At 46.3% G+C, this 22,341-nt stretch carries 16 protein-coding genes; 1 reads left to right on the top strand and 15 read right to left on the bottom strand.

All coding sequences use genetic code 11. The annotated features are described in order from the left end of the window. Nucleotide 1: 1 nt before the first annotated feature. From K6Q96_RS24110 to K6Q96_RS24060, 11 genes are all read right to left on the bottom strand, one after another. Entirely contained in the window at nucleotides 2-3,847 is a 3,846-nt protein-coding gene (locus tag K6Q96_RS24110) for an RHS repeat-associated core domain-containing protein (RefSeq protein WP_251880944.1), read from the bottom strand. Continuing rightward, nucleotides 3,848-4,843 (bottom strand): Rhs family protein, encoded by a 996-nt coding sequence (locus K6Q96_RS24105; RefSeq protein WP_251880942.1) that lies wholly within the window; start codon nucleotides 4,841-4,843, stop codon nucleotides 3,848-3,850. It lies immediately after the preceding gene. Then, entirely contained in the window at nucleotides 4,840-5,559 is a 720-nt protein-coding gene (locus K6Q96_RS24100) for a DUF4123 domain-containing protein (RefSeq protein WP_251880940.1), read from the bottom strand. Before K6Q96_RS24100 ends, K6Q96_RS24105 begins: the two co-directional genes overlap by 4 nt. Continuing rightward, nucleotides 5,547-7,583 carry a type VI secretion system Vgr family protein gene (locus K6Q96_RS24095; RefSeq protein ID WP_251880937.1) on the bottom strand — a complete coding sequence of 679 codons (2,037 nt, stop codon included), beginning with the start codon at nucleotides 7,581-7,583 and terminating at the stop codon, nucleotides 5,547-5,549. Before K6Q96_RS24095 ends, K6Q96_RS24100 begins: the two co-directional genes overlap by 13 nt. Before the next feature lie 148 nt (nucleotides 7,584-7,731). Beyond that, nucleotides 7,732-8,250 carry an Hcp family type VI secretion system effector gene (locus tag K6Q96_RS24090; RefSeq protein ID WP_062667983.1) on the bottom strand — a complete coding sequence of 173 codons (519 nt, stop codon included), beginning with the start codon at nucleotides 8,248-8,250 and terminating at the stop codon, nucleotides 7,732-7,734. A 323-nt stretch (nucleotides 8,251-8,573) separates the two neighbouring features. Next, entirely contained in the window at nucleotides 8,574-8,858 is a 285-nt protein-coding gene (locus tag K6Q96_RS24085) for a type VI secretion system PAAR protein (protein ID WP_251880935.1), read from the bottom strand. Nucleotides 8,859-8,879: 21 nt separating this feature from the next. Then, complete coding sequence (locus K6Q96_RS24080; RefSeq protein ID WP_251880933.1) at nucleotides 8,880-9,410, bottom strand: hypothetical protein; 531 nt, start codon at nucleotides 9,408-9,410, stop codon at nucleotides 8,880-8,882. Beyond that, nucleotides 9,407-10,180, bottom strand: coding sequence for a hypothetical protein (locus tag K6Q96_RS24075; protein ID WP_251880931.1), 774 nt, complete (start codon nucleotides 10,178-10,180; stop codon nucleotides 9,407-9,409). The genes K6Q96_RS24080 and K6Q96_RS24075 overlap by 4 nt, the downstream gene beginning before the upstream one ends. Next, nucleotides 10,180-11,583 (bottom strand): hypothetical protein, encoded by a 1,404-nt coding sequence (locus tag K6Q96_RS24070; RefSeq protein ID WP_251880928.1) that lies wholly within the window; start codon nucleotides 11,581-11,583, stop codon nucleotides 10,180-10,182. Before K6Q96_RS24070 ends, K6Q96_RS24075 begins: the two co-directional genes overlap by 1 nt. After that, nucleotides 11,580-13,688 (bottom strand): type VI secretion system Vgr family protein, encoded by a 2,109-nt coding sequence (locus tag K6Q96_RS24065; protein ID WP_251880926.1) that lies wholly within the window; start codon nucleotides 13,686-13,688, stop codon nucleotides 11,580-11,582. Before K6Q96_RS24065 ends, K6Q96_RS24070 begins: the two co-directional genes overlap by 4 nt. A gap of 148 nt (nucleotides 13,689-13,836) precedes the next feature. After that, nucleotides 13,837-14,355 (bottom strand): Hcp family type VI secretion system effector, encoded by a 519-nt coding sequence (locus tag K6Q96_RS24060; RefSeq protein ID WP_062667983.1) that lies wholly within the window; start codon nucleotides 14,353-14,355, stop codon nucleotides 13,837-13,839. Between the two features lie 283 nt (nucleotides 14,356-14,638). Here K6Q96_RS24060 and K6Q96_RS24055 point away from each other — a divergent pair, with 283 nt between their 5' ends. Continuing rightward, nucleotides 14,639-14,995, top strand: coding sequence for a hypothetical protein (locus K6Q96_RS24055; protein WP_251880924.1), 357 nt, complete (start codon nucleotides 14,639-14,641; stop codon nucleotides 14,993-14,995). On the opposite strand, the gene K6Q96_RS24050 is transcribed toward K6Q96_RS24055, so the two are convergent. The 4 genes from K6Q96_RS24050 to K6Q96_RS24035 form a co-directional block, all read right to left on the bottom strand. Then, on the bottom strand, nucleotides 14,992-16,047 hold the full coding sequence (locus K6Q96_RS24050; protein WP_251880922.1) for an SEL1-like repeat protein: 1,056 nt from the start codon (nucleotides 16,045-16,047) through the stop codon (nucleotides 14,992-14,994). The two genes, K6Q96_RS24055 and K6Q96_RS24050, sit on opposite strands and share 4 nt — an antisense overlap. A 74-nt stretch (nucleotides 16,048-16,121) precedes the next feature. Next, nucleotides 16,122-17,105: a DUF6708 domain-containing protein gene (locus tag K6Q96_RS24045; RefSeq protein WP_251880920.1), complete on the bottom strand. Its 984-nt coding sequence runs from the start codon at nucleotides 17,103-17,105 to the stop codon at nucleotides 16,122-16,124. A gap of 280 nt (nucleotides 17,106-17,385) precedes the next feature. Further along, entirely contained in the window at nucleotides 17,386-18,579 is a 1,194-nt protein-coding gene (locus K6Q96_RS24040) for an SEL1-like repeat protein (RefSeq protein WP_251880918.1), read from the bottom strand. After that, entirely contained in the window at nucleotides 18,576-22,340 is a 3,765-nt protein-coding gene (locus K6Q96_RS24035; RefSeq protein ID WP_251880916.1) for a LysM peptidoglycan-binding domain-containing protein, read from the bottom strand. The genes K6Q96_RS24040 and K6Q96_RS24035 overlap by 4 nt, the downstream gene beginning before the upstream one ends. Nucleotide 22,341 lies beyond the last annotated feature (1 nt).

Raw genomic sequence — 22,341 nt, 5'->3', positions numbered from 1 at the left:
TTTATTCTATAACCTTATAAGCATTAGATGGAATTTTTCCTTCAATTAGAACTTCCTTGTCTTTTCTAGAATATCTATATCCAGGATCCTTTAACTTTTTCCCTGTTGAAGGATCTATACCTTTTGATACATCATGAACGCTAGATAGTTCTATCTTTGAAGTGTCGACTTCAATTATAACACTTTTATTAATCTTTCCCCGTTTGGGGTTCGGGCGAGCATATCGCCTCGCAGCTTTCTCTGAACCTAATGATATATACTGCGTAGATAAACTTCCATCGTCAATATGCTCTTGTATTGAATAATTTTCATTGATGTTTTTGGGTTTTATGTCTTTTCCTTGTAGGGCATCTTTAGCTTGCGATTCCGTTAATGCTCTATATTTTATTTTCGGTGTTTCTGCCTCAGAAAGAACATTTCTTTGATTTTGAGGGACTTCGACTTCGGGCTCAGTATCTACACTATTTCCAGTGGGACACCCATTCGCCGATTTATTAATCAACCCCAACGGATCCACCCATCCCGTCGGATTGGGTACATACTGGTAGTTGTTTAATCCACCCGCTAAACCGATGGGGTCAGCTGTAACAAATCGCCCTGTATTTGGGCTGTAGTAACGGTGTCGGTTGTAGTGAAGGCCTGTTTCTTCGTCGAAATATTGCCCCTGAAAACGCAATGGGCTGGAGATCTCTTCAACATGCTTTCTTAGCACATTGCCGTATGCGCGGTACTGCACCGACCAAACGGATTTACCGTGTAAATCGGTAATATCTGTTGGGGTACCGATTTGGTCTAGGTGGTAGTGGCAAGCCTGACAATCTGTGCCTTCACCTGACAGCATTGCCAACGGTTTGAAGGTGCCGGGTTCGTAGATGTAGGTCTGATAATGGTCTTTGCTGGTTTCGGCAATCAAGGTGTCGCCTTGCCAGACAAACTCAGTAGTCTTCACACTGCCAAGCTTGTTTGTCACACGCTTCTCAATGCGCCGACCAAACGCATCATATTTATAGGTGACGAACGAACCGTCTGGCAATGTGGCTTTGGTTAAGCGGTGTTGGCAGTCGTACTCATACTGCGTGACTAGGCTTTGCTCTTTGCCGCGTTTTTCTGCAGTCAGTCGGCCAAATTCATCGTATTCATAGTGGCTGTCGCCGTGGAATTTGAGTTGATTACCTTCAACATCGAATGGCTTAGTGCCAGCCTTGGCACCGATGACTTGATCAAGCAGGTTTCCTGCTGGGTCGTGGGCGAACGACTCTTCTACCACACCCCTTGTATTCTTCAGTCGTGAAAGCGGGTCATAGTCGTAATAAACCGTACCAAATCGGCTGTCGGCCATCTCGCTCAGGTTACCATCAGCGCCATACAGATATTGACGGGATTGTGTCTGTCGTCCGTTTTGGTGCTGGGTATGAGCAGTCAGTCGCCCCTGTTCGTCATGCTGAAAGCGGCTGAGAATGTCGCCTTGTTTGCGGGCCGTTTCCAAACCATTTTGATAATGGTGACGGGTCAGTTGCTCATCGTTGAGCATGATACGGTTGAGCACACCGCCAGCAGAGCGTTCAAAGCTGAGCTTATTGGCATCTGGCAATTGCCAGTGGGAGAGATGTCCGACACTGTCATACTCGAAGAAGTTCGATGCCCAGCTTTGGTGTTCCTCGGTGAGCCTGCCAAGCAAATCATATTGCCACGCAAGGGGAGTGTCCCCATCATCAACACCAATCAACTGTCCGTAAGCGTCGTAGCTGTAGGTGACCTCTTGTCCATCAGGCAGGATTTTCTTGGTTAGCCTGCCTATGGCGTCGCGCTCAAAAACGGTTTCCAGTTCTGTGCCTTGAGTGCCGGTCTCAGTTTTCTTCAGTAGTTTGTCGTTGAGGTCATATTCATAGGCAAAGCGACGGCCATCAAAGGTCGTTTCACTGCGAACGAGACCGTTGGCGAAATAATCGATGTGATAGGTTTCGTTGCGCTCATTGATAATGGCGGTAACGAAGTTTTTGGCGTTTTCGTACTGGTAACGAAGAGTAGAGCCGTCAGGTTGGATGACCTGACTAACAAGGTCGGTGTTCGGGTGATAGTCGTACTGGGTTTCCAGACCGTTTTCATCAACAACACGGGTTGCCTTGCCGTAAGCATTGTATTCGAAGTGCTTAGTTTGGCCGGAAGGGAGCTTCACCTTGCTCAGCCTATCAGCGTTGTCCCACTCATACTGAGTGACAGCGCCAATAGCCGACTTTTCAACAATGATGCGACCGAAAATATCGTAGCGATAGGAAGCTTGAGAACCATCGGGATAGGTTTCGCCAATCAGCATACCCAGTCTATTCCAAGCCAATTTATGCTTGCTGCCGTCCGGGTAGGCGATTTCGGTTAACTGACCTTGTCCGTTGTATCGGTAGAAAGTGTCTTGGCCAAGTGGATCCCGTTTTTCGGTGATGTCTCCTTGCGCGTTATATTTGTAGCGCCAGTTGCGCTTGCCTTGAATGACCCGGCGAAGGTTGCCTCGCCAGTATTGGTATTCAATCACCTCACCATCAGGTAGAACGGTCAGTACGCGTTGTTGGAAGTCATTGTAGAAGTGACGGGTTTCATTACCAAGCGGGTCGACAGTGAGGACTAAATCGCCATTTTCATTGAATTCGTTTTTTGTAACGGCGCCATCGGGATCTGTCTGCGCTATCAGCTTGGCGTTTTCATCATGTTGGTAAGCGGCAGTGCTGCCGTCTGAATAGGTGATTTCGACGGCATTGGAGGCGTCATCCCACTCGAATTTGGTGTCGTAACCAGTATTGCTCCAGTGATGGACACAACGAACTTCTTTTCCTTCACCTTCCCACTGCCAGCCGAACTCGACGCCACCTGCCATTTTGCGCAGTGAGATGACGTTGGCCTCGTCATATTGATAGTGCTCGCCTTCGCCTGAAGTGTTAAGGGCATCAATGAGTTGCTGGTTTTCGTTGTAGTGATAGGTGAAACTGGTGCGCTCTGTTACCCATTCTTTTTTTGAGCCGTCTGTTTTCAGCGTGCGGAACTCAATCGCTGAAATGAGGCCATTTTGATACACAAACCAAAGCGCAATACCCTGTTCGTTGATAACTGCTTGAGGTCGTTGATAGCCGTCGTATTCGACCGTTAAGCGGTTATTGTATTTGTCTGATAAACCCGTTAGCTGAGCAGTATTCCCTTTGCGGGTGAAGTGATGAAAGGGTTGCCCGGCTTGCGCCAAGACATATTCATTCCCTTTTTCTCCCAGAAATACTGCTGCTCCTGCGAGGTCGTTATAGATTTCAGGTCGCGACTCTGTAGGCTCTGGAAGTTGGGTGCGCTTGCCTTCGGCATCTTTCCAGAACAATTTGCCCGCTTCGAATATCAGAGATTGGCTGAGAGGGTGACTCCAGCCATAACCCAAACTTGAGTTGAGCTCACAGCTTGATGTTTTGTAGGTTCGGGTAAAAGTGTAAGGCAACGCACCGGGAAGCGTAACATCGCTAAGTTGAAGGGTTTCTTCACCCGTGACCATAGATACCGGACAGCCTTCGGATGCGTCCTTACCAGCACCTTGTGTTGCGTCGCCTTTCTCGGTGGTGCTTTTGCTGTTATCGATATCCCGAGGTTTTTCAGAAGTGATATGCGAACTTTGGGTCGCAGAGCGTTTCTCCGAAGTCGCGCCGTCTAGGTTTTTCCCTTCGACACTCTGAGTGGCTTTAGCCCTGGCGTTGAGCTTTCCATTACCATGTTGGGTGACCTTTTTTAATGTATCGATGTTATCCACCGCGTCCACTTTTGTGATATCAACGACTTCTTTGATTTTCTTCACGGCCTTGACGGCGCGTCCTTTCCTGCTCATTTACGCACCTACCATGGTTGCGGTACCCGCAACATCTCTGAGTCGATTGATATTTCTTAAAACTGCGCCGCCGGGGATAACAATACTGAGGACAACCTCAACCAGAATGGAGGCGAGAGATACAGACACCAGAGTAAGGATCTGGAGTGGGCTAAGAATTTTGAACCAAGAGATGACTGCGTTGAGACACAAGAAGCAGCGCGCTTCATCTTTTATCAGTGTCAGCATTCTTTCTGCTTCTTCTTTTGCTGAGGCCAGCTTCTCTGCAATCAACTCTGGATTTTCCAAATATTTGGAGAGTTTTTTCGCTAGCTCTGTCGGGTTGGCGAGTAGCTTGAATAAATCCGCAATTTCATCCCAGGCATCAACGACAGCATCCAGCATATTGTCGAGAAACTTCCCGACTTCGTCCCAGACATCAATAGGATCGTTAAGATAGATTTGCCATTCGCTACGCTGCGTTTTCCATTCTTTATCCAACCAAGCAGTGAGCTTGTTGATTGTTGGGTCATAGGAATCGAGCATGGTTTTGATGTCACTTTCGCTCACCTCGGGATAAAAGGTGATACGGACAGGTTTACCCCGATATTTGGGGTCTAGCGTGACCTCAGCGGTGCCGTCGCTACCGATTGTGCCGGACACTGCTGGGCCATCAGGTTCGTATGAATCGATAAATATCCCATCATCGAATTTGACCGGTTGCACCTTAAATGGCGTGCCAGTGATGGGAACAAAGGCTTCTGCTTCAAAGCAATGAACAAGAGTGATCTTTCCATCAAGTGGGCAGGTGATGATATCGGCTTCGATTTCTGATTCGTCTGTATCTGCAGACTGCTCGTTATCATTGACGATAACCTTTTGTTCCATATCCAGCGCCCACCCATAAAACCAGTTCTCTGAGTGTTTGCGGTATTCATCAATCGAGGTCTCGAAATCCGATTTAATCTTGCTGAACATGTTATCGACGTCAGCCATCGTCATTAAGTTACTGCTCACCGATACACCTCTTTATCCAATGCATTTTTGATGTAACTGTTTAACGTGCCGAATTCTTCCTTGTAGCGCTCAACCAAGCGCTTGACCTTGGCTTCAATGGTTCTTTCAGGAAAAGAAAAGTAGATATCGGCATGATTTTCCCGGAGCCATTTAATGCTGTTGGCGATGAGGACGGATTTGTCTTCTTCGCTGAGTTTTTTAACGACAGCTTCAGGCACTTCCCACCACGGAAAGGGTTTCTCAACGACTGAAGATACAGGGGTAGAATTGGTCACGGTGCGTTGTTTTGAAACCCATTGCTGGCAAGGACCCATCACTTGGTTGCGCTGTTCTTCATCACAGAAGTTCGCTAGATCGATACTGAATCTTGGGTCATAGAAACGGAAAAAGGCATGGTTGCCTGATGGCATCCACACCAGTGTGAGACTGCGAAAATGTTGGAATATGTCCGGCAAGAGGAGAGTGCTTGCAACGAGAATGCCCCAGTCCTCGTTCGCTTCCTGCTCCGTCCAGGTAATGAAATCAGGCAAGTGCGAAACGTCAGCGATATAAGGCATCACCTCATGCCATTCTGCGTAGGGGGTCCCGCTCCAAAGTGGTTTGGCGTCATTACCGCCAAAGCGATAGAAATCTGCCAACGCTTTGTCATCGCAGGTTCCGTTGAATATGGCATACCAATAGAGAGGAGCCTCTGTCTCTTGGGCTATATCTCGCATTGGCCATCCTTACATTTTTCACATTCTTCGCAGAATGGCGCGGCGGACTTCATGGTAGCTATTTGTGCTGGTGTCAGCATAGGGAGTGGGTTTTCTGGCTTGGGTGGCAGTTGTCCTGGCAATGTGGGTGCTGCACCGCCGTATCCACTTCCGCTTCCTGCTGCGCCTCCTGCATTCAGATCAACAACGGGGCCTGATATATGTACCCCTGAAGTATCAACAGTGACGAAACAGCCCCCCGCTTTTAGCGTGATCTGGCTACCTGCTTCAATCACTAACTTGGCACCGGACTTTTGGTGTATTTCATTGCCTGCATCGACAAGTTGCCCTGTGCCTTGCTTGATGTGGACTTTGTTGTCACTGATGACCGTCTTGTCACCTTTCACATGCTCTTTGGATTGCCCATCAACCGTCAGGTGGTCATCCACCTTGATATGCTGGAACCTTTCACTCTCCACATCCAGATGGAGGTCATGCTTGATGTTGTCCTTGCGGTCATTCTCGACCAGCAGGTTCATGTCCTTCTGGGCATGGACATAGATTTCTTCCTGCCCCGCCTGGTCCTCAAAGCGAAGTTCGTTAAAGCCTTCCCCCTGGTGGGTCTCGGTTCTAAGCACCGTGCGCGTCTTGTTCGCCGGCAGAGGGTAAGGCGGCACATTGGTGGCGTGATACGTGCGCCCGGTAACAATCGGCTGGTCCGGGTCACCTTCAAGGAAAGAGACAATTACCTCATGACCGATACGGGGAATGGCCATCATGCCATACTGACCGCCGGCCCAGCCCTGAGAGACCCGTACCCAACAGCTGGAGGTATCATCACTGTTGCCATAACGGTCCCAGGGGAACTGCACCTTCACCCGGCCATGTTCATCACAGAAGATTTCCTCACCATCGGGACCGGTGGCAATCGCGATTTGCGGGCCATGGACACAAGGTTTGGGTTGCGGTGTCGGACGCCAAGGCCGATGAGCCGGAATGACCGAAAAGGTATTGTGGAACGTCGTCATACCCTCACCGCCGGCCTCTTCCAGCGCCTGAGGCTGAGTGCCTTCACACTGGGTAGAGACCACCACCCAGTCACGGTTCGTGGCGTCATCCGGATGGTCCACGAGGTCAAACAGCATCCCCGGCTGAACCTGTGGGACATTACTTTGCGCCGTTGCGGTGATGGCATCACGTCTCAAATGCTCGAGGCGGTACTGGGTAAAAGGCTTCCCGGCGGCATCACTCTTATAGCGCCCCGGGTAGTCATAATGCTCATACGTGCCACGCTGAAAGGCCATCTCCGTGCCTGCGTGCTCATGTAAAAAGCCATAAGCCGGTTTTTTAAAACTGTAATCTTTCAGCTGCGCGGAAGACGGTCTTGCCTGCGCCGAAGACTGCCAGCCTTTCACGAAGTTCTCTTTGGAGATACCACCGACATTCACGTTATAAGGCAGCGCAAGGCCCGAGGCAGAAAGAGTCTGGGTATCATCTGAGAACAGCACCGTGTGCTTGTCTTTACTGTGCAGGAAGCAATAGAAAATGCCTTCTTCCGCCGCTATACGTTCTAAGAACTCAAGGTCCGTCTCGCGGTACTGGACACAATACTCACGGGTCTGCGGGCTGCCGGATAAAGAAAACGCATAATCATCAATGCCCATCTCCTGCAGGAGAATACTCATGATTTCCGGGGCAGACTGCTGCTGGAAGATACGGCTGTTCTGACGAAGGGACAGTCTGGCAAGGGACGGCACCATCTCCAGTGCATAACGGGTGTGATGAAAACCCGTATCACCCCGTGAGAAACGGCGGACAATCCCGTGAAAGCGTTGCTTGAGCTCCCCGTCCTGCCAAATTACCAGTGTGACATTACGGTCCACCGTGTCATTTTCAGACACCGCTTCATTGCGGCTGGCCAGCTTGATATCAAAACAGAAAGGGGCCGAGAGATGGGCTTCGCCCTGAAAGTCGACCACCACAAAGGTGTCGTCAGGCAAGCCTTCGACGTTAAGAGTAAATTGGAGACCGCTTTCCGTAGCCATAGAGATACCCAGCAAGAACTATCCATTGCTTCTGAGAGACTTCAGAAGCTTCATCAGACGTCACTGTCTGACGACAAAACCCGCCGCGAGGGCGGGTGAGGTCAGAAAGGCCTGCTTCACAAAGAAACACGCCTTCTGCCAGGAAGCCTTAAGCTTCGATAGGCGCACGCCAGTCATCTGCACCGGAAGTACCAGCCACCGTGTGCTCCCAGTCAATCTTGCGGTACGCCACAGAGACGGTTACCAGCTGAGTGAACTCTTTCTTCTGTGCGTCCTGACAGTGAGGCATGTTGCAATCGATATCGATGATGGTGCCGTCAGTCAGGATGGTGGAGAAGAAGTGCTCCTGCTTACCTTCGACAGACGTGCGGTACCACTTGAGCTCAATCTTCGGCAGCATCTCACCGGACGCCAGTGCGTTGTACATCAGAGGGACGGCTTTGTTCAGTGCCACAGTAAACTTGAATGGCTTGTGAACACGCTGGCCTGACGGCTGACCGCTTTGTGGGTCAGTGGGTACGGTCACGATGTGGTCAAAGGCTTGTACCAGCATCTCGTCTTCGTGGCCTTCCACGTAGATGTTACCGACAGAGTCAGCGGTGAAGGCACCGGCAGTGATGTTGCCCTGGGTTTTGCCTTCGATGGCGATATAACAAGGAGTTGGCATCTTAATTTCCCTATAAAAATTCGGAGGAGGTTGTTTACTACAGTGGGAATAACGCAAGGGGTGTGCCAGTGATGGAGTTCAATGAAAACAATGGTTTAGATTAAACCTAAAAAGGGGAGAGCAAGGTATTGCTTGTGGGTTGGGCGAAAAGTTGCTCAGCGAGCAAGATTTGGCCGGATTAGTCAGGTTGGTTTGAGCTGAAATAAGAAGTTTCTGGGGCTAGGTATTTGAATTGGTGAAGGTTGATTCCGCCCAATATATTCAGAGATCAGGCGGTTAGTTTGGGAAGATAAACTAAGAAAAGTCAGAGCAAGACAACAGGTCTAACCGATATTTACTGTGCCGCCGCCAATAACCACGCCACCGCAGCTTACTGGGTCTCCCGTTCTTGCTACGGGTTTTCCATCTGCAAAAACCGTCGTTGAACCTGCCGCAATACTGCGACCATGTGGAGGGTGCTTAGGTTTGTCATGAGGCGCCAGTGGATCGCCCAATCTGCAAACTGGGATACCATCAATTTTAACTGTGCCAGAACCCGCGGTTGTTAGCGTTGGTGGGAAACCATCGTGGTCTGTTCCCGTATCCCCCAGTCGAACTGCATTTCCCATGACTTATTCCTTATTAAATTCTTAGTTTTTAACCAAAGGGACAATACCCATCAGCCTGCTAAAGAAGAAAGTCTTACTTTTAGCGATCTCAATTTCTGTTTCCGAAGCACACAGTATCTGGCGGATCTTGTATTTCGGCGTGAGCGTGATAATGGCCTTTTGGTTCTGATCATCAACAAATTTCAGTGCGGATTCACCGGATGCCATTACCTCGGTGACATCAGCTCCGGCGGATGACGCAGCCGTTTCGATTAACGCGATGTCTTTAGACGGTGTCACTAGACATTTCGCCTCATTCAGCTCGGAGCTACCCATCATAAGATATTCCGCAAACTCTGCTCTTTCAGTCCTATCCATTTCTTTCGCGAGGTAGATGTCTCCGTCATTTTCGATGGCGAGCTTACCGCTGAACACACCAACCACATATTGTCTCAATGCCCTTGCATCAGAGGGAGTGGAATAGCTGCCCTCTATTGATGCAAAGGTTTTTATAGGTATTGCACTACATAAACATATAAATACGAAAAATGTTCTTCCTAATTGAGTGATCATTTTTCGCTACTCGCTGTACTGTTCAATCCCCATTGTTTTATAAACGCTGTTATGGGGTATAAGTAAGCCATTCCTGCCGTTGTCATGGGAAGCATGACCAGAAACAAAACGACAGCATGGGGGGATATTTCAGTCGTGGCCGGCACTATTGTTTTAAATAAAGCTAAGAGAATAAATCCTGCACCAGCTCCGAACAATACAGCGAGAATGGCAAACCCAATGAGTATGGACTTGAAGGTTTTTACAAACAGCAATGCGACAGGGTTAGTTGGCGTTCGAAATGCATGAAAAATACTGCCCGAAGCCGTTCGAGACCCAGCAGCGTAGTCTTGTTTTAGCATGCCCTCTTTTGCCATTTTCTGGCTCTGTGTTTTGGGGTCAAAATAATGTTTACCAAAAGCATAGCTCACTAGACCAGAGCTCAGTGAGATGAACGTCATAGCCCAATACGCAGTGCCGGGAAGAGAGGTAATGAAAAATAAAGGCTGTAAGCCGAACGTTAAATAATAGCAAATCATTACTTTTTGAGATGTTGATGCCCAATAATGGATGGGATTGCCGTTTTTATAACTCCGACCAGAAATGTAGGAAAAAGAAATTACAAATATTATGAATGCGAATGCAATGTTCTTAAAAAGGTACTTCTCATCATTCGTCAAATAGAAGATTAGCGTAAACACAAGGCAAAAAATCGAACTAAAAATAAATGCGAAGCTTGCTGCATTTACGGCCTTCTCTCCGGTGTTAAACGTCGTAGTTGTGGTTGCCACTAGAATCTGCCTCCAAGCCCTCTACCACCGAGACCCCTCATCCACGCATCTAATTGGTTGAGCGGATCGCTGCAAAATAGAGCACAGTAGCCATTCGGGTCGTTTTCTCTTAAGGAGGACTTAAAGTCCTGCTCCCAAGTTTCCACCATACGCTGAAGGTCATCAAACGAAAAGCTAAGCAGGCTGTCTATAATCTCAACAAACCCCCGTCCTATCTTACGGGCACCTTCTTTGATTCCAAAATAAGAGTCCAGATAATCTAGACCCACCCCAGCAACAATAGACGCAACTGCACCTAAACCTACGACCAAGAGAACGGGGGCGCCGAAAAAAGCCAATAGACCTGCTGCTGTGAGTAGACCGACAAAACCTGCTGCCCAGACTTTTACAAATGTCACACCTAACATCCCCAGAAGATCGCCCCAATTTTTTTCTGGGTCGTCGTCTTTCATGAACGCATGAATATCAAATGCCGTTGCTATTGCGAAACCGATAAAATTCCCAGATTTAAGGGGCATACTTCCAGTTGCCGCGGCTTTATATGCGCCAGTTATATTTTTGTTGAGTAACTCAGTTGCAACTTCAGCGTAACTAGATATATATGACATTTTGTTGTTTTTGACGCCATACATGATAGCTGTCAGAAAGGAGCGTGAGCGGTGATTGCCTTTAAATACAATTGCGGCTTTACCCCCCCAGGAGGAAATGTTTTTCACTGCAAACTTTCCTTGAAAGAGCACTTCTTTCAAAAAACTTCTTGCGCCTGCACTACCAAGTTCCTTTCCATGACGAACGGTTTGGCCGATGGCCACCGAAAACTCGTTTGCTGACGTGGCAATTGAGTTCTGCATAAACGACTCAAGTACCCAAAACACTTGTCCGTCGGACAATGTATCGACACTGTAGATACCTTCTTCGGTGATCGCCTGGGTATTAGGCATGCTGGGCACAACAGAAATAACATCTACCTCCGTGTTTCCTAACGCATTGTCAGGCAACAATATCCTTGAATCGAGAGGGGGAGCTGTCGGGTCAAAGTGAACTTTGGGGCTAGGCGTTGGTGCAACCTCTCCCGGTTTGCCAACAATTATTCCTCCACGAAGGTCACCCGGTGCGGAGAGTAACGATGAATCAATATTCTCAATGAGTGTCGTTTTTTCCCCGTCGACTTCTATTTCTAGCTTACCCGTTGTTCCCGCAAGGCTGTTGTCCAACACTGTTGGTTTATCTGCTGTTTGGGGAAGCGAAGGAGAAGCTTGACCGTTAACATAGTACTTAACATCTAAGCTGCTGCCACTGGTATTCTCAAGCCAAAACTGATTCCCCATAGGGGCACGAACGACTAGTGGCTCAGAATCACTGGAAGGTGTGGTTCTCCCTTCACTGGCTAATCTCCAATTCATCCTTCATCTCTCAAGTAAACTTTAAAGGGTTGTGGTTCTTCGCCAGACTCAACGAAGTAAGCAATGCCATTTTTGTCAGATTGACCCTCAAACGCAGTTCCGTCAGCGAGTTCGATTCGATAATCCACAAATGGAACAGGTTCTTCAGACTTGTCGTGAAGTATCATGACCCGTCGATTAAATGCGCGTTGTTCGTTTGGCAGCATAGGTTTGAGTCCCCCAAACCCGCTACCACTTCCCGCACTGCCTCCTGAGTTGAGGTTGACTACAGGACCTGAAATATGAACCCCTGCAGGATCCAGCTTTACAAAGCCAGCGGCGGTTTTGACGGTAATTTCGGTGCCTGCTTCGATGATGACTTTGTCGCCCGCTTTATGGTGAATTTCGGTGCCTGCTTCGAGCAGTTGTTTCTTTCCTTGCTTGATGTGCAGTGAGGTATCGACTGTCAGGCTGATATCACCTTTCACATGCTCTTTGGATTGCCCGTCTACCGTCAGGTGGTCATCGACCCTGATATGTTGGAACCTTTCATTCTCCACATCCAGATGGAGGTCATGTTTGATGTTGTCCTTGCGGTCATTCTCGACCAGCAGGTTCATGTCCTTCTGGGCGTGGACATAGATTTCTTCCTGCCCCGCCTGGTCCTCGAAGCGCAGCTCATTAAAGCCTTCCCCCTGATGGGTTTCGGTTCTGAGTACCGTACGCGTCTTGTTGGCGGGCAGCGGGTAAGGCGGCACATTGGTGGCGTGATACGTGCGCCCGGTAACAATCGGCTGGTCCGGGTCACCTTCAAGGAAAGAGACAATCACCTCATGACCGATGCGGGGAATAGCCATCATGCCATACTGACCGCCCGCCCAGCCCTGAGAGACCCGTACCCAACAACTGGAGGCATCATCACTGTTGCCATAACGGTCCCAGGGAAACTGCACCTTCACCCGGCCATGCTCATCACAGAAGATTTCCTCGCCATCGGGACCGGTAACAATCGCGATTTGCGGGCCATGGACACAAGGCTTGGGTTGCGGTGTCGGACGCCACGGCCGGTGAGCAGGAATCACTGAAAAAGTATTGTGGAACGTCGTCATGCCCTCACCGCCAGCCTCTTCCAGCGCCTGCGGCTGAGTGCCTTCACACTGGGTAGAGACCACCACCCAGTCACGGTTCGTGGCGTCATCCGGATGGTCCACCAGGTCAAACAGCATGCCCGGCTGAACCTGCGGGACATTGCTTTGTGCTGTCGCCGTGATGGCATCACGTCTTAAATGCTCAAGGCGGTACTGGGTAAAGGGTTTCCCGGCGGCATCACTCTTATAACGCCCCGGGTAGTCATAATGCTCATACGTGCCACGCTGAAAGGCCATTTCCGTGCCCGCGTGTTCGTGCAAAAAGCCATAGGCCGGTTTTTTAAAACTGTAATCTTTCAGCTGCGCGGAAGACGGTCTTGCCTGCGCCGAAGACTGCCAGCCTTTCACGAAGTTCTCTTTGGAGATACCACCGACATTCACGTTATAAGGCAGCGCAAGGCCCGAGGCAGACAGGGTCTGGGTATCATCCGAGAACAGCACGGTGTGCTTGTCTTTACTGTGCAGAAAGCAATAGAAAATGCCTTCTTCCGCCGCAATACGTTCTAAGAATTCAAGGTCCGTTTCCCGGTACTGAACACAATACTCACGGGTCTGCGGCGTGCCGGAGAGCGAGAACGCATAATCATCAATGCCCATCTCCTGCAGGAGAATACTCATGATTTCCGGGGCAGACTGCTGCTGGAAGATACGGCTGTTCTGACGAAGGGACAGTCTGGCAAGGGACGGCACCATCTCCAGTGCATAACGGGTGTGATGAAAACCCGTATCACCCCGTGAGAAACGGCGGACAATCCCGTGAAAGCGTTGCTTGAGCTCCCCGTCCTGCCAAATTACCAGTGTGACATTACGGTCCACCGTGTCATTTTCAGACACCGCTTCATTGCGGCTGGCCAGCTTGATATCAAAACAGAAAGGGGCCGAGAGATGGGCTTCGCCCTGAAAGTCGACCACCACAAAGGTGTCGTCAGGCAAGCCTTCGACGTTAAGAGTAAATTGGAGACCGCTTTCCGTAGCCATAGAGATACCCAGCAAGAACTATCCATTGCTTCTGAGAGACTTCAGAAGCTTCATCAGACGTCACTGTCTGACGACAAAACCCGCCGCGAGGGCGGGTGAGGTCAGAAAGGCCTGCTTCACAAAGAAACACGCCTTCTGCCAGGAAGCCTTAAGCTTCGATAGGCGCACGCCAGTCATCTGCACCGGAAGTACCAGCCACCGTGTGCTCCCAGTCAATCTTGCGGTAGGCCACAGAGACAGTCACCAGCTGAGTGAACTCTTTCTTCTGTGCGTCCTGACAGTGAGGCATGTTGCAATCGATATCGATGATGGTGCCGTCAGTCAGGATGGTGGAGAAGAAGTGCTCCTGCTTACCTTCTACAGAAGTGCGGTACCACTTGAGCTCAATCTTCGGCAGCATCTCGCCGGAGGCCAGTGCGTTGTACATCAGGGGAACCGCTTTGTTCAGTGCCACGGTGAACTTGAACGGCTTGTGAACACGCTGGCCTGAAGGCTGACCACTTTGTGGGTCAGTGGGTACGGTCACGATGTGGTCAAAGGCTTGTACCAGCATCTCGTCTTCGTGGCCTTCCACGTAGATGTTACCGACAGAGTCAGCGGTGAAGGCACCGGCAGTGATGTTGCCCTGGGTTTTGCCTTCGATGGCGATATAACAAGGAGTTGGCATCTTAATTTCCCTATAAAAATTCGGAGGAGGTTGTTTACTACAGTGGGAATAACGCAAGGGGTGTGCCAGTGAGTGAGTTCAATGAAAACAGTAAGTTAGACTAGTCATGAAAAGGGGAGAGCAAGGTATTGCTTGTGGGTTGGGCGAAAAGTTGCTCAGCGAGCAAGATTTGGCCGAAAGATCAGAGAGAAACTCATGGACGGAAACTCGCAGGAGTCAGACAACATTCAAGCGACTGCATTGATAGCATCGAGAAAACAGCAGTTTCGATAAGAGCATAAAAATGAAAGAAGTCGAGTTTTCGGTTGGCGCAGTCACCTTTACCTATTCGCTTAGCGAAGAACAGCAACGCTTTTTGAGGTTGGCAGAGGAAACGAAGATCAACCTCAATGACTGGCCGGACTTTTCCGAGAAACTGACAGACACGATTCAAGATGCGATCCCTGATGAGTTGAAATTACCTTCAAAGAAGCAACTCGATTATGTTCGTACTATCGCTAGCGATCTGAACTTGGCACTCCCGAAAAACTATGAGGATAGCGCGCTGACATGCTTGTCTTTTATCGCCGATCACAAACCAGCACACGATCGTGTACTGGCGGTGTTTAATGGGGTTAAGGGGAAGTTGTTGAAGGACTAGAAGAAGCCATCTACATGCATTTCATCTATGTAAACAGTAGGGGTCATTGTATCGATGAAGGCTTTTGATTTTTCTTTTGCCTTCTGAATGAGGTTTGGATCATCGGGTAAAACCATGTATTTAAGTGTAAAAGGCTCATTATAAAAGTCATTCAGTGTGTACGCTTTGGATAAACAATCTATTAAATCTTGTATAGCCAGTTTATGGCTTTCTTTGGTACAGCGAAGAGCATCTATTTCTAACTGTACTTTTGAACCCAACTTTATTGCCGTTGGATAAATTTCATTTTTGGTTGAAAACTCATTTAAAGCGATATAAGCAGGCAAGAAGTTATATTTCGCTACGATTTGAAGAATGCGTACTATTTCGGAATCAGTGCTATCTCCCATGCCTTCATAGAATTTAAGCATATCCAAAGTAGGGATAAAAAAGTTCATCTTGGCTGATTCGTCGACCAAGGCTAACATCTTCTCGAAATCTGCTTTGGTGTGAGGGTTAATTGGCCTTTCAAGATAATACTTGGCCCGTAGATCGCCGCCTGCGGCTCGTTTTTCTAATAGGCTCTTTGCGGTATCCTGCCAATGAATACTGCACAACTCCTTGAAGTAGTCTTTACAAATCTTACTTGTAGGTACAAGCACCATTGCAGCATACGGATTACCCAGTTTTGCGGCCTTTTCAAACCATAGATACCCTTCGTGCTTAGTCTTAACACTACTTTTTGTTAGAAAATCCGCGTACCAGAACATTGCATCAGCGTTGCCACCTTCAGACAAAGATTTTAGCTTTGGAACTGCCTTGTCTAAGCGACCATTTTGAAAATCCAGGATGGGTTGATATAGAAGGTCGCCAGGTCGGTATAAGCTAGAAATATAAGGATCAGATTGCTGACTAATCGGTGAATGCTCGCCAAAATAATAGGCTAGAACGGAGGGGCCTTGCTGGATGAGCTCATTGAAGCTTGGCTCTTCATTTTGCAAACACCCGGTTGCCGGCGTTAAGACGACACCTAGTAGCAATATGACTTTTTTCGTAGAAAAACTATATCTCATAACTTTGCATAAAATTAGTATGCGTATTTTTTTTAGCCAGCACATGATCACGAGCTGGCTTTAATGGGGTCAGCTTAGTGCCAATCAATGGTTTTCCCTGTCCATTTGTGAACCTCTTCAGGCCAATGGTCTTTGATTGGGTTGAAGCGAATAGCAAACTGTGAGGGGGAAATAAAAGGCAACAACCCATAAAAGATCGGTGACAAACACCAACCAATCACTTTGGCTTTTGTGTTCCATTCAGGGTTAGGAAAACTAAAGAGCACTTTTTGTTGCATGTTTCCTGTTAGGATACCCTTTTCTCCCTTAGTCATAAATCGGCGGATATACTCCCAATAGGTATATACTTCTCCATGCTCGCCTACCGCAGTTACCAAGTTTAAAGCTACTGGCTGGCTTCCGCATTCTCCTTCTACACAGTGTTTAGGGTACAACCAAAGGTTTAGATTATATGCATCCGAAAAAGCACCATAACCGACATGGTGAGGTGCATACATTGAAGCGATTTCGCATTCACTCCAAGGGATCCGATATAGTGCTTTTTTGTGGTAAACGTAAACCTCCTGATTTTTATGATGGAATCTAACAGGGGTTCGTATTGGTCGAAAAAATTCAACAAAACACAGAGAAAATATGAAGATAAGAATGCCTAATTCGGCTGGATCTAAATATAGCCAAGGAGTGTCGTCGCGAAGTAATCTTATAACTAGATATGTAAATAAAAATATTGGGAACATGAAAAATTGTGAAAAGCGAGTCAGAGTTTGCCTGTTATGCACGCTGTTCACTCTCATATCAATGAAATCTCCATGCGTTCCCGCTGAGAAAAGGAGATAAGATGCGTCATAAAACCCGCCTTCATCTGTTTCGTTTTCATCAATCAGCTCCACAGTTTTTGCGGGAGGGCTAAGAACGTCCTCCATGATATGGCTAGTACCAAAACCAGTACTAAAACCTTTTCCTCTTCTTTTGATTGTATTTCTAAAATGCGGCGCGTAGCCTTCTTGTTCGTCTCCGATCCAAAGGTCATCAGAAACTTTATTGATTCTTTTTGGCATGTTTCGCCTCAGTTATTTTTTAACTTCAATTTCGGTACTTACGTCATCCTGCCAAAAAAGAGCAGCGTCATCATTAAGAGTGAAAAAATATTTTAACATTACGAATTGGTCTAGGATATATCGAAACGCTAGCGACCTGAATCTTGATTTACCAAAGAACTAAGAGAATAGCGCGCTGACATACCTGTCATTTATCGCCGATCACAAACCAGCACACGATCATGTACTGGCGGTGTATAATGGGATAAAAGGAAAGTTATTGGTTTAAGTATAGCTATGTCTAAAGAACATAAGTTTGATTTTCATCGAGATAGATCGTTGGAGTAAGGGTTTTTATTAGCTCCTTGGAGATCTCTTGAGATTTTTTAAGTTCATTTTGGTCTAAAAATTTCTGATTAAATTCACTTGTTATTATATATTCAAAACTAGTAAGCCACCTGCCATAATCGAAATTATTATCATTTCTCATTATATCATTAACTATTGCCCATGCGGCACCCTGAAAAAGAGCATCTCTATCTAGTATTGCTATTCTCGCATAGGCAGGTGCATATCCAAATTTTGTGCTCCATATCGGTAATGTTCTTATTCTTTGCCTATCAATGTACTCATCATCTAGAATTGAGTTTTTATTACTTTTTCTATATGAAAGTGCTACATTAATAGAATAGATGTCGTTATTATTTACAGATAGCATATAAAGAGATTTAATAATCTCTTTATCTTTTTCAGAAAGAATATGAGTGCCATCATCAGAATCGTTAATTCTATTCCAAACTGGATAGCTAGCATTTAGTTGATAAAAATTTAGTAGTGTTATTAATGGGTAATAATAATTATCTTTTACACCATCAACGGCAGCTTTTGCCAAAGTACTGAAACTATCTTCCCCTAAAGAAACTCCATTCCCCCCATCCAACATAACATCATGCTGAAAAAGAGCATATCCAGCTCTAGCATCACCAGTTTCTGCCAATTTTTTCAGTATTACTCTACCCTTTTCTCCCCATTCTTCGCTGCAGTGATGTCCCATATATCGAGTACATTCAATGTTTCTATTGTCTAATCTGATCGCTGCGTATGGGTTACCGAGTTCGGCAGCTTTTTTAAATAGTTCGCCGGCAGTATTCCCTGAGTAGATACTTTGTCCGTAGGTAATTTCTGCTAACCAAAACATTGCTTCTGAATCGCCTTTTTCTACTAGAGGTGTTAGCAGAGTTTCGGCTCTCTCTTTGTCTCCATATTGGATGGCTAGAAGTGGGGAATACATTGGATCTTCTGGGCGATATCGGCTGGCGGCGTAGGGATCACTATTGACCTTGTTGTCATCTAAATATGAAGATAGTTGGCGTGATAGAAAGCTTGGACCCTCCGCAATCTTTTTCTGAAAACCACTGGGGTAACTTTCAACAGCAATATATGTGGCCAAAATAACAAATAATATTACAAGAATATTCTTTACTTTAATTTTCATAGAATTTTCCATTTTTTCTCTTTCCAGCCAGGGGTATTTTTTATTTTCTCTGAAAGTTCACTATAGTTCTCGCTGGAAAACTCTCTATACAGCACAGCATCTTTTACGGTTGCAATGTAAGTTTTGTTATTTACATATAATGTCATTCTCGAACATAAGACTGGAGACAATTTATTGAATAGATTTCTTGTCTCTGTTACTCTGAAATTAAGATTATTTGCACCATTGGTATCTAGTGTGGATATAAAATTAGCTAAGGTACCCCAGCCTTCAGCAAATCTTCTACACCTTTCCATCCGGTTTTGCGCAGTCTCCAAATTTCCTTGCATCAGTATCAAAGATTTTTCAAATTGCGAGCACCTTGAATCTTTGTCTTTATCATCTTTTGGAGATATCCATTCCATGATTTTTACTATAGCCTGTGCCTTTAACACTTCATCGTAAAGTACGTCGACATCCTTTTCTAAGAAGTCTGGTACATACTCGGTATTGGGAGAAGCACGCCAGGTGTCATACTTCTTATTGCTCAAACTGAGGAACAATCTTGAGAGTGTTTCTGGTGGCAAATTCTTCACCCATGTTTCCACTTTTGAACTTGGACGCTCGACAATGTGTTTCGCTATCATTGGAGCATAATCTTCTTCTAGCACACTTTGAAGATAATCATTGTAAGTTTTGGTCGGCAGCAGCAAGACCTCAGCGAAAGTCAAACCCAATGCCATGGCAACGGTGAGGACGCGATTGAGTTCTTCGAAATCTTTATTGTTGCCATCTACATCAATATCACCCAGCACTTCGACATACTTAAACCCACTTTCTTTTAAAATAGCGAGCAGACAATCAACAACTCTGTCGGCATTGACTGGATTCACTTTGATTGCAACTTTTCCACTTACGCCAGGGCCACACACGAGCCTCGCTGCGGTGATAAGAAAAAATTGTCCATTGTGAAATCCGATTCTTAACTCACCCGAAAAACCAATACCGTAGTTGACGGCAATTTGTCCTGAAATACTACCGAGCTCAATAAAGTCAGAATTATGTTGACTACCACTAACTTCAACCAAAGGTGGCAGCCATGATACTTCTGTAGAGCTTATTCCTCCAGCTTCTACTCCGGCAAAAACGTCAATGCTTGCACCAGCTTGCGCTGAAATGCTCTGAGGTATTTTGGGGCTATTAACATCACGAGTACGTACATTGTGCCCCCCTTTAACATACGCATTATAGTCTGGGGCTTTGAAGGCTTTACCTTTGACCCCAATTTGACCTGGCTGTGTTTCTGAGGGGCCAAAAGCGAGGTTACCGGATAACATGCAACTAGCCCCAGCTACACCGTAAATCTTTGTGGAGAGTTTGAGTCTGAAATGACCCGCATTGTATTTCTTTCTTTCTGGCTTTTTAGCCTTATCCGGCTGAGCAATATAGGCTATTTCTAAATGAAATCCCTCTTTTTTAGGGAGGTACGTAGCAAAAGAGATTTCACCACTCAGAAGCGTTAGCTTAACTTTGGCTGAAGCAGATCCAGTGAGAGACATGTTAGTGCTTAAGCCATTAACCTCACTACCCGGTAAGTTTAAATCTCCAGATCGACTGACCGTTAATCTCAAAAATTGGGCTTGCGCATTGGCTATGTATGAAGACGATTTACCCTTTGGTCCGATACCATCTTGCCAATGATAATTATCCTCCCAAAAAGCTTTATCAAAATCTTTCACTTGCTCACTTAAGTTCAAAGGCTTCAGCACGAAATCATTCTTAGCTTCGGGTGCGGTGATTAGGCCTTTGCCTAGGTCTTTTAGAGCATCTTTCAATGTCGTTCCGGGTGAATCTTTGCTCACCATTGGATCTGCCAGAGTGATACTTTCAGTGATATCCTTGACGTGACCCAAATGTGATTTATTTGCTGATGATTTAGGAATTAACCAACTTGGACCGCGTATCCATTTGACTTCACCATCAGACAGTAAGCTGCACTCGACGGCTTGAAGGTCAGCGGCACCAGCATCATTTTTAAATATCCCTCTTTTCATTTCGGTTGGAGCGTATTGTTGTTCTTCCCATATTAGATGGAGACTCTTTGGCATATCATCGAATAAAACTATGTTTCTAATATCACCTGCGATTGCTCTTTTTTCTGCTTCTTTCTTGAGTTTATTGAGTCTGTAGATGGCAATTTTTTTTATTGTGAGAAGTTCATTGAAAATACCGGGCACAGTTTCGTTGCCATTCAGAATTGAGCTCAACGCAGACATATGTTTCTTCAAGGTAACGTCAATAACTCTCAATAGAGCTATTGTTGGATAGTATGCCCAAGCAACATTATCAGAAGCTAGTTGTATACCTGCTTGGGTGATTTCTTCTTTTTTGCCATACAAACCGAGTTCACGCAGTATTTCTTGTCTCAATTTTGCTTCTTCGATCAGTCCTTTTTCATCAAGTGTTGCTGCTTTTATTCCGAACACTAGATTGTCATTCTCACGCCATTTCCCGAACGCACTATCAGATCCAGAGAGCGCCTTAGGGCCTTGATGGATAGGCAATGAACCTTCTAGTTCATCAAAGGAGAGACATTGTTCTTTAATGACATAGCCGTGACTGTTTAATTTTCTTAACGCCTTGGTGACACCATAGGCGTAAGTTGCTTTAGACGGTACGCGTGTGCGTCGCTTTTTCGCGAGGTGGGCATTAGAATTAGGCACATGTGTGAGCCAGAAACGCTTTAGTTGAGATAATGCCTCTTCATGAGGTGTTAACGCAATTTCGTCTTCTGTCCACTTACGGGCATCGACGAGTTTTTTAATTTGCTTTGCAACAGTTTCTTGTTTTTCACTCGTAAAATAGCGACGCTCTTTATCCCAAACAAACTTAGTGCCATCTTTAGAAGTCACTGTTTTTGCATTCTTTATAGCTTTTTCTTTTAACTCTTCAATACTGTCATTGAGGTGATCTACCACACCGTGAAATACAGATAATCTCGCTCTTTCCATGAGTTTAGCTTGCTTTTCTTTTTCACTAATTTCCTTGACCAAGTCGGTAGACTCTAGAACATATCGGAAAGCGCGAGCGCCTATGTGGTAATCCAAATAAAACTGTTTAAATTGCTCCCAAAATACGCTTCGACCTAAGAGTTTTCGGTAGTCCAATTTTTCTTGTTCAGCAACCCTAATAATGAAGCCGTCTTGACCTCCATCTTCATAAAGCTTTGCTGCACCTGAATTTATTGTGCTTATCAGCCATTCAAGATGGCGAAGCCTTTTGCCTTCACTCTCACTGAGAAAGGCTTCATGTGGTTTAGCTTCAAATTTCGAGAGGATTCCAAGATTGTTCAAATTTTGGAGAGATGTTTCACGATTATCCGCAACCATAGCTTCGGCAAGTAACGACATTTCTTTTGTGATAGCTTCTTTTGCCACATCAGTTACTGCATACCACCTTTTCTCGCCATTTTTCGTTTCTGGGTGAGAAGGAACATAAAGAATATCGACGAACTCAGGGGCGCTAGAGCCGCAAAGATCATTACCACAAGCATTTGTTTTTGGAGGATCTGGAAGAGGTACTCTTTCGCCCGTTTTCACTGGGATAGGAGCGGCTTCATTACCTGGTAGTTTGATGGTGTCGCCTGCAAAAATAAGATCGACATTCTCAATCTGGTCGCTGTTGAGGTTTGCTAGATCCTCAACGTTTACATTAAATTTTTTAGCAATGAGACTTAAGCAGTCATCTTGTTGAATTAAATACGTATCAGTTTGACCAGGCATA

Origin of the sequence: Grimontia kaedaensis (assembly GCF_023746615.1) — a bacterium.
Lineage (GTDB): Bacteria > Pseudomonadota > Gammaproteobacteria > Enterobacterales > Vibrionaceae > Enterovibrio > Enterovibrio kaedaensis.
This window is presented reverse-complemented; position numbering and strand designations above follow the sequence as displayed.

Bases quoted from the DNA above. Each gene is read 5' to 3' on its own strand.
- K6Q96_RS24090 (WP_062667983.1), bottom strand. From the start codon at position 8,250: ATGCCAACTCCTTGTTATATCGCCATCGAAGGCAAAACCCAGGGCAAC.
- K6Q96_RS24095 (WP_251880937.1), bottom strand. From the start codon at position 7,583: ATGGCTACGGAAAGCGGTCTCCAATTTACTCTTAACGTCGAAGGCTTG.
- K6Q96_RS24065 (WP_251880926.1), bottom strand. From the start codon at position 13,688: ATGGCTACGGAAAGCGGTCTCCAATTTACTCTTAACGTCGAAGGCTTG.
- K6Q96_RS24100 (WP_251880940.1), bottom strand. From the start codon at position 5,559: ATGCGAGATATAGCCCAAGAGACAGAGGCTCCTCTCTATTGGTATGCC.
- K6Q96_RS24055 (WP_251880924.1), top strand. From the start codon at position 14,639: ATGAAAGAAGTCGAGTTTTCGGTTGGCGCAGTCACCTTTACCTATTCG.
- K6Q96_RS24050 (WP_251880922.1), bottom strand. From the start codon at position 16,047: ATGAGATATAGTTTTTCTACGAAAAAAGTCATATTGCTACTAGGTGTC.
- K6Q96_RS24045 (WP_251880920.1), bottom strand. From the start codon at position 17,105: ATGCCAAAAAGAATCAATAAAGTTTCTGATGACCTTTGGATCGGAGAC.
- K6Q96_RS24035 (WP_251880916.1), bottom strand. From the start codon at position 22,340: ATGCCTGGTCAAACTGATACGTATTTAATTCAACAAGATGACTGCTTA.
- K6Q96_RS24085 (WP_251880935.1), bottom strand. From the start codon at position 8,858: ATGGGAAATGCAGTTCGACTGGGGGATACGGGAACAGACCACGATGGT.
- K6Q96_RS24080 (WP_251880933.1), bottom strand. From the start codon at position 9,410: ATGATCACTCAATTAGGAAGAACATTTTTCGTATTTATATGTTTATGT.
- K6Q96_RS24040 (WP_251880918.1), bottom strand. From the start codon at position 18,579: ATGAAAATTAAAGTAAAGAATATTCTTGTAATATTATTTGTTATTTTG.
- K6Q96_RS24110 (WP_251880944.1), bottom strand. From the start codon at position 3,847: ATGAGCAGGAAAGGACGCGCCGTCAAGGCCGTGAAGAAAATCAAAGAA.
- K6Q96_RS24060 (WP_062667983.1), bottom strand. From the start codon at position 14,355: ATGCCAACTCCTTGTTATATCGCCATCGAAGGCAAAACCCAGGGCAAC.
- K6Q96_RS24070 (WP_251880928.1), bottom strand. From the start codon at position 11,583: ATGAATTGGAGATTAGCCAGTGAAGGGAGAACCACACCTTCCAGTGAT.